This is a genomic window from Flavobacterium azooxidireducens (assembly GCF_023195775.1).
GTDB classification, from domain to species: domain Bacteria; phylum Bacteroidota; class Bacteroidia; order Flavobacteriales; family Flavobacteriaceae; genus Flavobacterium; species Flavobacterium azooxidireducens.
On record NZ_CP096205.1, the window covers coordinates 956,542 to 968,412 of the forward strand.

General features: G+C 29.6%; 15 protein-coding genes. 5 read left to right on the forward strand and 10 right to left on the reverse strand.

Annotation, left to right across the window (positions count from 1 at the left end; translation table 11 throughout):
- Window positions 1-62 precede the first annotated feature (62 nt).
- The 5 genes from M0M57_RS04295 to M0M57_RS04315 are packed head-to-tail and all read left to right on the forward strand — an operon-like array spanning window position 63 to window position 2,907.
- A complete protein-coding gene (locus M0M57_RS04295; RefSeq protein ID WP_248435700.1) occupies window positions 63-677 on the forward strand; it encodes an N-acetylmuramoyl-L-alanine amidase family protein in 615 nt (204 codons plus the stop codon).
- Between the two features lie 11 nt (window positions 678-688).
- Entirely contained in the window at window positions 689-2,215 is a 1,527-nt protein-coding gene (locus M0M57_RS04300) for a GH3 auxin-responsive promoter family protein (protein ID WP_248435702.1), read from the forward strand.
- An 18-nt stretch (window positions 2,216-2,233) separates the two neighbouring features.
- A complete protein-coding gene (locus tag M0M57_RS04305) occupies window positions 2,234-2,467 on the forward strand; it encodes a hypothetical protein (RefSeq protein ID WP_248435704.1) in 234 nt (77 codons plus the stop codon).
- The gene (locus M0M57_RS04310; RefSeq protein ID WP_248435705.1) at window positions 2,468-2,746 is read left to right on the forward strand and encodes a type II toxin-antitoxin system RelE/ParE family toxin; all 279 of its coding nucleotides are present in this window, start codon (window positions 2,468-2,470) and stop codon (window positions 2,744-2,746) included.
- On the forward strand, window positions 2,746-2,907 hold the full coding sequence (locus M0M57_RS04315) for a hypothetical protein (protein ID WP_248435707.1): 162 nt from the start codon (window positions 2,746-2,748) through the stop codon (window positions 2,905-2,907). Before M0M57_RS04310 ends, M0M57_RS04315 begins: the two co-directional genes overlap by 1 nt.
- Before the next feature lie 98 nt (window positions 2,908-3,005).
- Here the strand turns inward: M0M57_RS04315 and M0M57_RS04320 are convergent, their stop codons facing one another.
- The 10 genes from M0M57_RS04320 to M0M57_RS04365 form a co-directional block, all read right to left on the reverse strand.
- Entirely contained in the window at window positions 3,006-3,428 is a 423-nt protein-coding gene (locus tag M0M57_RS04320) for a hypothetical protein (RefSeq protein ID WP_248435709.1), read from the reverse strand.
- A 119-nt stretch (window positions 3,429-3,547) separates the two neighbouring features.
- Entirely contained in the window at window positions 3,548-3,967 is a 420-nt protein-coding gene (locus tag M0M57_RS04325) for a hypothetical protein (RefSeq protein ID WP_248435711.1), read from the reverse strand.
- Window positions 3,968-3,986: 19 nt separating this feature from the next.
- A complete protein-coding gene (locus M0M57_RS04330; RefSeq protein ID WP_248435713.1) occupies window positions 3,987-4,409 on the reverse strand; it encodes a T6SS effector amidase Tae4 family protein in 423 nt (140 codons plus the stop codon).
- Complete coding sequence (locus tag M0M57_RS04335) at window positions 4,330-5,649, reverse strand: hypothetical protein (RefSeq protein WP_248435715.1); 1,320 nt, start codon at window positions 5,647-5,649, stop codon at window positions 4,330-4,332. The genes M0M57_RS04330 and M0M57_RS04335 overlap by 80 nt, the downstream gene beginning before the upstream one ends.
- A 282-nt stretch (window positions 5,650-5,931) precedes the next feature.
- Entirely contained in the window at window positions 5,932-6,753 is an 822-nt protein-coding gene (locus tag M0M57_RS04340; protein ID WP_248435717.1) for a hypothetical protein, read from the reverse strand.
- A 2-nt stretch (window positions 6,754-6,755) separates the two neighbouring features.
- A complete protein-coding gene (locus M0M57_RS04345) occupies window positions 6,756-7,502 on the reverse strand; it encodes an imm11 family protein (RefSeq protein WP_248435719.1) in 747 nt (248 codons plus the stop codon).
- 2 nt (window positions 7,503-7,504) lie between these two features.
- Window positions 7,505-9,364 (reverse strand): AHH domain-containing protein, encoded by a 1,860-nt coding sequence (locus M0M57_RS04350; RefSeq protein WP_248435721.1) that lies wholly within the window; start codon window positions 9,362-9,364, stop codon window positions 7,505-7,507.
- Window positions 9,365-9,608: 244 nt separating this feature from the next.
- On the reverse strand, window positions 9,609-10,247 hold the full coding sequence (locus M0M57_RS04355) for a hypothetical protein (RefSeq protein WP_248435723.1): 639 nt from the start codon (window positions 10,245-10,247) through the stop codon (window positions 9,609-9,611).
- A 182-nt stretch (window positions 10,248-10,429) separates the two neighbouring features.
- Window positions 10,430-11,116, reverse strand: coding sequence for a hypothetical protein (locus tag M0M57_RS04360; protein ID WP_248435725.1), 687 nt, complete (start codon window positions 11,114-11,116; stop codon window positions 10,430-10,432).
- 62 nt (window positions 11,117-11,178) lie between these two features.
- The gene (locus M0M57_RS04365; RefSeq protein ID WP_248435727.1) at window positions 11,179-11,868 is read right to left on the reverse strand and encodes a hypothetical protein; all 690 of its coding nucleotides are present in this window, start codon (window positions 11,866-11,868) and stop codon (window positions 11,179-11,181) included.
- Window positions 11,869-11,871 lie beyond the last annotated feature (3 nt).

The window sequence follows — 11,871 nt, forward strand, 5'->3', positions numbered from 1 at the left end:
TTAACAATAATTTTACTAATTTAGCGTAAATATAGGAGTTGTTAACCAATAATTCAATTACCATGAAAAACCTCATCAAAATTATTTTCGTTTTAGCAGTCTTCTTAAATTTGTCATTCACATCAGATGATAATAAAAAAATTACCGTAATTATTGATGCCGGACATGGTGGTCACGATCATGGTTCAACTTCTGAATTAGTGTTGGAAAAAGAATTAATGAAGCAGATTTCAGACAAAATCAATGTTTTAAACACCAATACTGAAGTTACTTTTCTTTTTACAAGAACAGATGATTATTTTTTATCGTTAAAAGATAGAGTAGAATTTATTACTATTCACAAACCTGATTTAGTTATTTCGCTTCATTCTAATTACACTAAAAATGAAACAGCAAGTGGCGTTGAAGCTTTTGTTTCAGACAAATCAGTTGCTTTTGAAAAATCAAATGAATTAGCTCTTAAACTTGTAGATGAAATTGCTCAAAACACATCGATGAATAATCGCGGAGTTAAAAATGCTCCTTTTTTATTACTTAGTAAAACTGAAGTTCCGGCTATCACATTAGAATTAGGTTTTCTTTCAAACGAAGAAGATAGAAAATTTATCACTAGCGAAGAAGGTCAAAACAAAATTGCACTTACCATTATCGATTTTGCATCAAAATTAAAACAATAATCAACTAAACAATGCCACTACCCATCATCAATTCAATTGCTACCTGGATCTTAAAAAAACGGATTCATCAAATTGAATTGTTTATGAAATACCCGAATGAAGTGCAGGAAGAATTGCTTCTTTCGTTACTCAGAACATCGGAAAATACAGTTATTGGCAGACAATACGACTTTCATTCAGCAAAAAATTATCAAACCTTTTCAGAGCGAGTTCCTGTTTCTACGTATGAAGATTTAGAACCGATGATTGAACAAACTCGCAAAGGAATGCAAAATATTTTTTGGCCAACTTCCATTAAATGGTTTGCTAAATCCAGCGGAACTACCAATGCCAAAAGCAAGTTTATTCCGGTGAGTAACGAAGCCTTGGAAAATTGCCATTACAAAGCCAGCAAAGATTTATTGAGTTTGTATTTAAACAATAATGAAGATTCGCAATTGTTTGTAGGAAAAAGTCTTCGCTTAGGTGGCAGTAAGGAATTATACGAAGATAACAATACTTTTTTTGGCGATTTGTCGGCTATTTTGATTGACAATATGCCTATTTGGGCCGAATTTAGCTCCACACCCAGCAACCGAGTTTCGCTCATGGGCGATTGGGAAATTAAATTGATGGCTATTGTTCAGGAAACAATTTATGAAGATGTAACCAGTCTAGCCGGCGTTCCTTCTTGGATGTTGGTTTTACTAAATAAAGTGTTGGAAGAAACCGGTAAAACAAATTTATTGGAAATTTGGCCTCATGCTGAAGTGTATTTTCATGGTGGTGTAAGTTTTGATCCGTATCGTGAACAATATAAAAAACTGTTTCCGAGTAACGATTTTAATTATTACGAAATATACAATGCTTCCGAAGGTTTTTTTGCCATTCAGGATTTGAATAATTCCAACGAATTGTTGTTGATGTTGGATTACGGAATTTTTTATGAATTTATTCCGATGGATACCTTTGGTACTCCTGAACAAAAAATTGTTCGTTTGGCGGAAGTAGAATTATTTAAAAATTATGCTCTTGTAATTACTACCAATTCCGGTTTATGGAGATATCTGATTGGTGATACGGTTCGGTTTACCTCTTTAAATCCGTATCGGATTAGAGTTACCGGAAGAACTAAGCATTTTATCAATGTATTTGGAGAAGAATTGATTGTGGAAAACACCGATCAAGCCATTGCAAAAGCTTGTCATGAAACCGAATCGGAAGTAATTGACTACACGGTTGCCCCTATTTTTATGGATGGTAAGGAAAAAGGAGCTCATGAATGGATAATTGAATTTAAAAAATCACCTGAAAACATTAACTATTTTAGAAAAATATTAGACGACACGTTGCAATCGCTGAATTCTGATTATGAAGCAAAAAGGCGTAATAACATGACGTTAAATCCACTAGTAATCAATGTTGCCAGACCAAATTTGTTTTATGATTGGTTAAAAGAAAGGGATAAATTAGGCGGACAGCATAAAATTCCGAGGTTATCGAATGAGCGGACATATTTGGAGCAATTATTACGAATGCAGTTTGCGGAACAAGTGTAAAAATTATATCTTTATAACATGAAACAATTGACTATCAAAATAAAAGACAATAAGTACTCCTTCTTTTTAGAGTTATTAAAAAGCATGGATTTTGTTTCTATTGTAGAAGATAATGATTGGTATGAAAATCTTTCTCTTAAAGAAAAAAAAGAAATTCAAAAAGGAATAAATGATTTAGAAAACGGAAGAACTTATTCGCAGGAAGAAGTAATGTTATTAGCCAAAAAGAAAATATCAACGTTAAAAAAATAAATGAAAATTATTTGGTCTGAATTAGCTAAGGATTATTATCTATTAATCATCGAACAGCTTTTTGAAAAATGGAATTTTTCGATTGTTGAAAAATTTGAAACAGAAACAGTTGAATTGATTTCAAAAATAGCTCATCATAATCATATCTGTCCAAAATCTAAAATTGAGAATTTTCACATATGTGTTGTTAATAAACATATTTCATTGATTTACAGAATAGAAAACAAAAATTTAGAAATTATTACGTTTTTATTCAATCAATCTGATCATTTATTTTAATGAAAAAATTACTTTTACTTCTATTTTTAATCACATTCTGTTCTTGTGGACCAAGAAGACTCGGTTGTGGACCAAGAGGTTGTGATATTAATGTTGAAAAGGAAAATTACAACATTAATCCTATAAAAAATCCTGAAGCAAGAACTTCAGGATTAGTTTGATTTTATCAGCATGACCAATTATTTGTCCTTGACTTATTACCATGGAATATATTCCTTTCAAATTTAAATTCATTTTATAAAACAAAAGCAATTTGAAATTAATAACCAACAGAACCTTTTTCTCTAAACTCAGATTGGGCAATTGAATCTAAATATTTGCTGTTATAAAGTTTTAAACAATGTGATAAATAATAATTTTGACCTTCTTTATAGTCATCAAATTTATACTCTACTTCACCTATTTTTTTACAATGTTCAAATGCTATTTTTTTTGAATTTTTATAACTCTCTAAATTTAAATTAAAATCGTCATAACTATTAAATAATTCCTTTTTAGAAATTATCTTTATTAACGAGTCACCATAAGAACATCTCAAACAATTAAATAAAACACTTTCCTTAAATATAAAAACATAATTTTCCTCTTCTTTTTGAACTTGATTTTTTTCGGTTATAATGTTTTTATTTAAGCTTTTACACGAAAATAAAAATATACAAATTAATAATGATACTTTTTTCATATGTGATCTAATTTAAAACCCAAATATCTATTCTTTGAAAATTTGGCATTTGTAGATTGCAATTTGCTAGACATGTTCCATTTTCATACAAAATATCTGCGTGTCCGGTTATTTGTTCTTTACTGCTTACTTTGGAAGATTTTATACGCATTATTCGCTATTGAATCAAGTTCTTTACTTTTATAGTAGTTTAGACAATTGAATAAAATAAAATTCTTCGTTTTCAATTTTTCTTCTCCTGAGTCTATTTTAATATATACATCAGGCATATCTCTGATGATTTTTTTTCCCTTCTCTCTTGCATTATCTATGGTTAAAAAATCTAAATCAGAATTTGGATTAAACAAATCTTTATCCTTCAATATGATTCTTAAACTATCATTAACCAAACCTTCTTTAATACATCCATAAAACACTTCATATTTGTAACTGTTTATCCAAAAATCTTTTGATTTGTAATCATATGAAAAACTATCTCGTTTATTTGAGCTACATGAACAAGTAAGTAGAATTACTAAAATAACATTATATATTTTCATCTTAAATAAAGTTTAATTATTATTCTAAAACCCATATGTCAATATAATCTATTGGTACAGGAGGTGTGTCCTGAAAATGACAACCAAAAACACATAATCCGTCTTGAATTAAATCAGCATGACCAGAAGCCCATTGAGGATTAGTGGAAACCATTGAATAAATTCCCTTTAAACCAGAGACTAAACTAGGGAAATTTATACCATTTTCTCCTCCTTCACTACCATCTATATGAATATGATTTTTATTATAAGGAGTAGAACTTGTTGCTGGATTTGTGCCAAATGTTTTCTTCATCCACTTATTCAATGCTTTGGCATTTAAAAAGTAATACTTCCCATCATTTCCTTGAATTGTCCCAGGATTATTTGCAGTTGTAGTAATTTGTGGGATTGTTATTCCAGAATAATTTAATGCTCTTGAAACTTTTAGCACAATACCCACGAGATAGACTTGGATAATCATTATAAGCTTGTTGTACTGCTCCTCCAACTATTAGCACCAAATCTGCACCGTTATCTCTAGGATATGCCAAATCAAAATCATCCCATGTTGGCAAGTCTTGCTGAGGGAAACTTAAATTTGGATTATCCCAAAAAGTTGCGTCATAAAAAAAATCCTGACCCTCCCTTGGAGTAAAAAACCAATTTATTATGTTTTCAGATGTATAAAATGTGGGGTTTTGAATTGCTAGATTAATCAGCTCCAAAGCAAACGCCATTGCTTCAGGGTTAACCACATTGTTACTATCCGTATTTTCACTAATATAATTACTAATTTGACCTTCAATAACCGGATTGTTAGATAGAAAAGTAATTTGTCTGCCGTTTAGAGATAGAAGATCAGCTAAATAAGTTACAGCTGGTCTAATTATTGGCACACCCACAATTGTTGTTAGTGAGTTGTTAGATGGTTCGCCGGGTTGAGATGAACCAGGGCTACTTCCGCCTGCTGGTGAATAGCCAGATCCTGGTGTAGAAATGCATTCATATAAAGTAGATTGTGTAAAACTTGGAAAAGATGGATAACCAGTTGTACAACCTGTACAAAGATTCATTAAATAATCTTGCCATGTATGGCCACAACCACACAATACTTCTGTAAACACTGTTGTGGCAACAACTACACCATCGCAATACGGTGGATAACTTGTTCCTCCACCTCCTTCATCAAAATGTGTAAATTTAATTGAGCCACTAGGACCTGGTTCTACTCTAAAGGTAGTTATTCCTCCATCAAATGGTTGGTTTTTGTCATTTAACCAATTTTCGGTAGGGCTATATTTTGTAATAAATGCAGCGGTGTTTCCTTCTTTCTCTTCTAAAGTAAGATTGTAAAATTTACTGGCTATCGTGTCCGATGTCTTGATATACATCGTATAAGATTTGTATGTTCCTGAGGTTATTTCTTTGATTACGTCTGTAAAAATTTCAATTTCAGAATCATCGCCTGATCTTGCAAAATGACGTATTGAATTTGTATTATTCATAATCATTTTTACTGCTGGCTTGTTTTCTACTGATTTTAGTTTTCTTTTAAACTCATCATAGGTAATTGTTTTTACATCAATTGATTCTAAATTGTTTTTCTGCAACTCAACATCTTCGTAAAAATCTTTGTCGCAGGAAATGAATAATAAAAACGTAGCGATAATGCCGAGTAGTAAATTAAAATTGTTTTTCATGATAAATATATTTATTGGTTTATAATTCAGTGTTTGGCGGTTATCATTTATCATAAAATGTAACTCTTGACAATTTTATGATTTTATTTTATACAAATCAATCCCTACAAATGGGGATTTTTATTATAGTTTAAAAATAATAAATTTTTGGTTTAACTCAATTAATTTACCAAACAAAAAAATCCTGAAGCAAGAACTTCAGGATTAGTTTGATTTGATTGATTTTAATAGTCAACCTTATCTTGCTTTATATCAAAAGTGAATTTTAATTCTCGTTGACTTTTAATAATCATTTAAAACTAACTTTTCTAGTTCATACTTAATGACAGAACCTTTTAAAACCTCATTAGATTCTTCTATTTCCAACGGATAGTATTTGTCCAAAATAATTTTATACCAAACTACAGGATGAAAAGAACATTTTATTCTTTCAGTTACATACATTGTATATTCTGTTGTTAGGTTTTGGAAAAAATCTGGCATTTCTTCATTACCAATATCGTCTTGAGCTCTTACAACAATTTTAAAACACTCAATACCTTGAATAATTTTCTTTTCATTCCTAAATTCGTTAATTATCAATCCTTTTTCATCTCTATATTTATAAGGAGTATAGTTATAATAAGTAGTTGTCGAATCAATTTTTGCCAAATAATGAAATGTGTTTTTATTTCTATTTATTATTCTGTAATCACCATGGATTTTGTTATTTATGGTTACGTAGGATACAATTAAAGAATCTTGAAATCTAAAATGATTGAATTCATTGTTAGAAATAAACAGTTCAGAAGACACCATTTCTAAAAAAGGATTTAAAGAATCTATTTTTTGATTTATTTCTTCTAGATTACTATCTTGATTTTGTTCTTTGATTTCTTCTGTTATAGAATTCTTTAATTCAACGATTAATTTTTCATTAAAATCTTTCATCGATTTACTTAACAAATCTTTATCATTTGTTGTTGATTTTTTAAATACAATTTCTTTTATCTCAATTGGTTTATATTTTGAAACTTCTTTTTTAGCGTTGCAAAACGAAAAAAGGATTGTTAATAGGAATAAGAAAAGTAGTTTTATTAAAGTTTGATAATTATATTTTTTCATGTTTAAAAGTATTGCCCATACACTTGTTCTCTTTCGCCTCCGGGAGCTGTCCATTCGTTATAACTTAATTCTACTGGCTGAAATTCGATGCCGGTACAACCGGCATCTTCTATTTCTTGTTTAAGTGTCTCGGAAACAAAATATCCAACACCACCATTTACATATTTGAGAATAAAAAAGTCTTCATTGACATTATTTAATTCTAATTTTTCTATCCAAATAATTTCATCTTTTATTCTTGCTTTTTTAATAAGTGCATAAAATTCATCTTGATTACTAATAAAAACAACTTTCTCATTTATTAAATAAGAAACTTCAAAATCTGCCTCCTTTTCTTGATAAATAATTTTGCATTTTGAAAAATCTATAAATTCTTGATTAAACTCATACATATTTAATATCCAGTAATCTGAAAACACTTCATTCTTTTTTAGAATATTAATATTAAAAAATTGCATCCCTGACTTTCTGTATTCTTCTATAATAGACTTCAATTTACCACTTATAATTAATTTAGTAGATATAGGCCCTCCATCCATTATTAAATCATTAACGTTAGAATTTGGAAAAAGTTCAATATCTAAAAGATATGGTTGAAAATCAATTTTTTCATTTCTAATACTTCCAATAAATTTAGGCTCTTCCCAAAACATTTTTTCATTAGGAATTTTTATATGATTTTTTTTCACATAATCACTATTGCCTCTAACTTTTGTGCTTAAAGTGAAATTCAATTTATAATGTTTCATAATTAAAAAACTAAATCGTTTAAATGTGTATTTGGATTATTAATGACAGCTTGTTTTGCTTGATTTAAAATAACCATTAATTGATTATAACATTGAGTTGGTGTCGCACTAGGGTTTTGTTGAATGTAGTTTTGTAATTTTGTGTAAATTTTGTTGTTGTAATTTGGATGATTAGGTTGATTTCTCCAAGTTGCAACAGCAACCCCATTTAATGCTTGGTCAATATGAAAACCACCGTTATTAGTTGCTTTCGCTGCTCTCTGTACCACTTCATGTTCAATTATTTGCGAACCTCTTGGTATGAGATGATGAGCTTGTTTGGTTGCATCACCTGTAGCAATTCCGCAAGCCTGTCTGAATTTTTTACTATTGTAAGCTCCAAAAGTAATTAAATTATTTGTTCCTTTAACCAAATATTTCAATCCGTCTGCTCTTTTTGCAAACTTTACACCGGCTGAAAACCAACCTGCTACAGGTATTGCAGAAGCATAACTTAGTGACGCATTTACACCGTCTCCTTGAATTAAATAAATTGTACCATTTGCTAAATCAGCAACCTCACCTATTGCGGGTACTAGTCCAGCAAAATCTAAAAGCAATTGAACAGTATCAACATAAGCTCTTGCAAAAACTTTAACATGTGACCAAGTAGGGTTCTCTTGCTTAATAACAGCACAATGAGCAACGAACATTCTCGCAAAGTTGATAGCTGTATTTGGATCCGTATAAGCTAATGATGAATAATCATCTATATAATTAAAAAACCCATCATCAAGAGGCTGAGTAAAATAACCATTATTAAATGCATAAATGGTTGATTTTGTCACATCCAATAATAGTGAAGTGTCTTCATTTTCAGAATTAAATTCTTCTAATGTTTTAATTAATTCCTGTGCAAATGTCATCGCCGCCGGATCTATTAAATCATTAATTGTATTTTGGTCTATAAAACTACCCAACTGGTATTCAACATCTGGATTATCAACTAAATAATCATTTTGACGGGCATCTAATGACAACGGCTCTGTTAAATAACTCACTCGTGGCATATCTGGCACACCCACAATTGTTGTTAGTGAGTTGTTAGATGGTTCGCCGGGTTGAGATGAACCAGGGCTACTTCCGCCTGCTGGTGAATAGCCAGATCCTGGTGTAGAAATGCATTCATATAAAGTAGATTGTGCAAAACTTGGAAAAGATGGATAACCAGTTGTACAACCTGTACAAAGATTCATTAAATAATCTTGCCATGTATGGCCACAACCACACAATACTTCTGTAAACACTGTTGTGGCAACAACTACACCATCGCAATACGGTGGATAACTTGTTCCTCCACCTCCTTCATCAAAATGTGTAAATTTAATTGAGCCACTAGGACCTGGTTCTACTCTAAAGGTAGTTATTCCTCCATCAAATGGTTGGTTTTTGTCATTTAACCAATTTTCGGTAGGGCTATATTTTGTAATAAATGCAGCGGTGTTTCCTTCTTTCTCTTCTAAAGTAAGATTGTAAAATTTACTGGCTATCGTGTCCGATGTCTTGATATACATCGTATAAGATTTGTATGTTCCTGAGGTTATTTCTTTGATTACGTCTGTAAAAATTTCAATTTCAGAATCATCGCCTGATCTTGCAAAATGACGTATTGAATTTGTATTATTCATAATCATTTTTACTGCTGGCTTGTTTTCTAATGATTTTAGTTTTCTTTTAAACTCATCATAGGTAATTGTTTTTACATCAATTGATTCTAAATTGTTTTTCTGCAACTCAACATCTTCGTAAAAATCTTTGTCGCAGGAAATGAATAATAAAAACGTAGCGATAATGCCGAGTAGTAAATTAAAATTGTTTTTCACGATAAATATATTTATTGGTTTATAATTCAGTGTTTGGCGGTTATCATTTATCATAAAATGTAACTCTTGACAATTTTATGATTTTATTTTATACAAATCAATCCCTACAAATGGGGATTTTTATTATAGTTTAAAAATAATAAATTTTTGGTTTAACTCAATTAATTTACCAAACAAAAAAATCCTGAAGCAAGAACTTCAGGATTAGTTTGATTTGATTGATTTTAATAGTCAACCTATAAAACTACTTTAAATCAAATTCATCAATAATATACATTGTTTTAATGCCATTCATTGCTTCGCTAAACTCAGAAATTTCTAAAGGATAATATTTTTCAAGAATTGATTTATACTTTAAAACCGGATGATAATGCGACTTAATGTTTTCGGTAACCCACAATTCTTTTGTTTGTTTTTTTGAATTCACAAAAGAAATATAATCTTGGTCGCCTAAACCTTCATCCGCATTTTCTCCGAATTTATATTCTAACAATACTTTAAAGCATTTAAAGCTATTTATCTCCCTGATTTCATTTCTAAATTCTTCCAATTTAATAATTTCATCAAAAGAATAGCCGTACGGTTCTTCTGGCTTTACAACAGTAATGGAATCATGACTTACATTTTTTTCTAGTGCTGTTTTTGTATCAATAAACTTGTAATAATCTTTAATAGGATAATCAAATGATGTTACATATTCATAAATAGATTCGTTTTTATAAATATGATGGTATTTTACGTGTCTATCATCCTCTTCGCTTAAAAGCTCGTTCATAAAAAGTTCGGTTACACTTTCATCCATAAGCATTCCAGATAAAGTATTTAGATTTGTAGAATCAACCATTTCACCACTTAACTCTCTTTCTTTTAACACTGATTTCATTGATTGTTGAATAAGTTCAGGGATAAAAGTTCTTAACGATTCATTGTGTTTTACTTTATCGGTGATAACTTCTTTTTTAAAAAAAGTAATTTTTCCGTTTTTTGGAATAATTATTTTGCTTTGGGAATTTGCTATTGTTGCTATAAAGAAGCATAATAACAGTATAATATTTTTTTCATTTTTTAATATAAAACTTTTATCTTTTTATCAATTTCTTCTATTTCATTAAATGCAAAACCTGTAAATCTTTGTTCTTCAATAGCATTTTTCAACCTTTCAGATACATAGAAGCCAGAACATGAAGGAACATTAATTATTCTAAAAAAATCTTCTTTCACTTTTTTTAAATTTAGAACAATACTTCTACATTTAATAAAGTTGTCGTTATCGTTTTTCATTACATCTAAAATATCTAGGTAGTTTTCATAATTTAAAATTTTAATATCCTCTCCAACATACATATAATCAGAGTATTTTCCTAAATAGAATTCGCTTTCGTCAAACTTGACCAATTCATTTTGTTTTGTGTTATTCAAGAAGAACAAACAATAATCATTAATAATTTTGCCATTTTGATGAACTTTTAATCTCCACGTTTGGTATTCTCCAATTTTGAATCCATTAAGAAAATCAATAAAATAATCCTTAAAAACATTAAACCAACTTGGAATCATAATAACATTGAGATAGGTTGTCTGTTTTGCTTTTTTTTCTAAAAAAGGTTCAGGTAATTTGAAGGCAAAATTAATTTTGCCTTCAAATGGAATAAAATCACTTTGTATATCTCCAATAATTCCCTCAGTACTCTGAAATTGAGTTCCTGTTTCTTTTGTGTTCAAAGAATTATAATTTAATTTATAATATTTCATTTTTATGGATATTGAATTAGATTTGATATTTGTTGCAAATTCTTATTCAGATATTGAATAATCTAATATATAACCTTTATTCTTTTATCCATTTCTTCTATTTCCTGAAATGCAAAACCAGTAAATCTTTTTTCTTCAATAGCATTTTTTAACCTTTCAGAAACATAATATCCTAAACCTGTCATCGGCATATTTGCTAACCTTAAAATATCATTTTCTTGTTTTGAAAAATCTAATACAAGTTCGTGAGCAAGTAAAAAAGGAGGAGTAGTGTGCTTTTTCAATTCTGCATGATAATCTTCATAATTGTAAAACTTTACAACTTCACCGATACTATTTCTCATAACCCAGTCTTCATTAATTTCAAATTTCGATTTTTCAAAATCAATAATCTCCTTTTGACTTGGGTAAGAAAGATGAAATAAAGAATAATCTTTTAGAAGCTGCTTTTTATGATGAACATCTATACTCCAAAATTGAAAATCTGCTATTTTAAAATCTTTTAAAAAATCTATAAAATAGTTCTTTAAAACTAAAAAAACAGAATAATCAATAGAAACTACGGAAAGGTGGGTTGTTTCTTTTGCCTTACTTTGCAAAATCGGTTCGGGCAAAGTAAATTGTCTTTGAATCGGCTCGTCAACACCAAATCGAAATTCATTAAAATCAAGAATATTCTTAGCTGAAAGTGCTTGTGGATATATTCCTATTTCTCTTGTATTTATACTCTCTTTACACCAATAGTATTTCATTTT

Coding starts and splice junctions, on each gene's coding strand:
- M0M57_RS04345 (WP_248435719.1), bottom strand. CDS start 7,502: ATGAAACATTATAAATTGAATTTCACTTTAAGCACAAAAGTTAGAGGC.
- M0M57_RS04360 (WP_248435725.1), bottom strand. CDS start 11,116: ATGAAATATTATAAATTAAATTATAATTCTTTGAACACAAAAGAAACA.
- M0M57_RS04365 (WP_248435727.1), bottom strand. CDS start 11,868: ATGAAATACTATTGGTGTAAAGAGAGTATAAATACAAGAGAAATAGGA.
- M0M57_RS04295 (WP_248435700.1), top strand. CDS start 63: ATGAAAAACCTCATCAAAATTATTTTCGTTTTAGCAGTCTTCTTAAAT.
- M0M57_RS04305 (WP_248435704.1), top strand. CDS start 2,234: ATGAAACAATTGACTATCAAAATAAAAGACAATAAGTACTCCTTCTTT.
- M0M57_RS04335 (WP_248435715.1), bottom strand. CDS start 5,649: ATGAAAAACAATTTTAATTTACTACTCGGCATTATCGCTACGTTTTTA.
- M0M57_RS04355 (WP_248435723.1), bottom strand. CDS start 10,247: ATGAAATCAGTGTTAAAAGAAAGAGAGTTAAGTGGTGAAATGGTTGAT.
- M0M57_RS04325 (WP_248435711.1), bottom strand. CDS start 3,967: ATGAAAATATATAATGTTATTTTAGTAATTCTACTTACTTGTTCATGT.
- M0M57_RS04320 (WP_248435709.1), bottom strand. CDS start 3,428: ATGAAAAAAGTATCATTATTAATTTGTATATTTTTATTTTCGTGTAAA.
- M0M57_RS04340 (WP_248435717.1), bottom strand. CDS start 6,753: ATGAAAAAATATAATTATCAAACTTTAATAAAACTACTTTTCTTATTC.
- M0M57_RS04310 (WP_248435705.1), top strand. CDS start 2,468: ATGAAAATTATTTGGTCTGAATTAGCTAAGGATTATTATCTATTAATC.
- M0M57_RS04315 (WP_248435707.1), top strand. CDS start 2,746: ATGAAAAAATTACTTTTACTTCTATTTTTAATCACATTCTGTTCTTGT.
- M0M57_RS04300 (WP_248435702.1), top strand. CDS start 689: ATGCCACTACCCATCATCAATTCAATTGCTACCTGGATCTTAAAAAAA.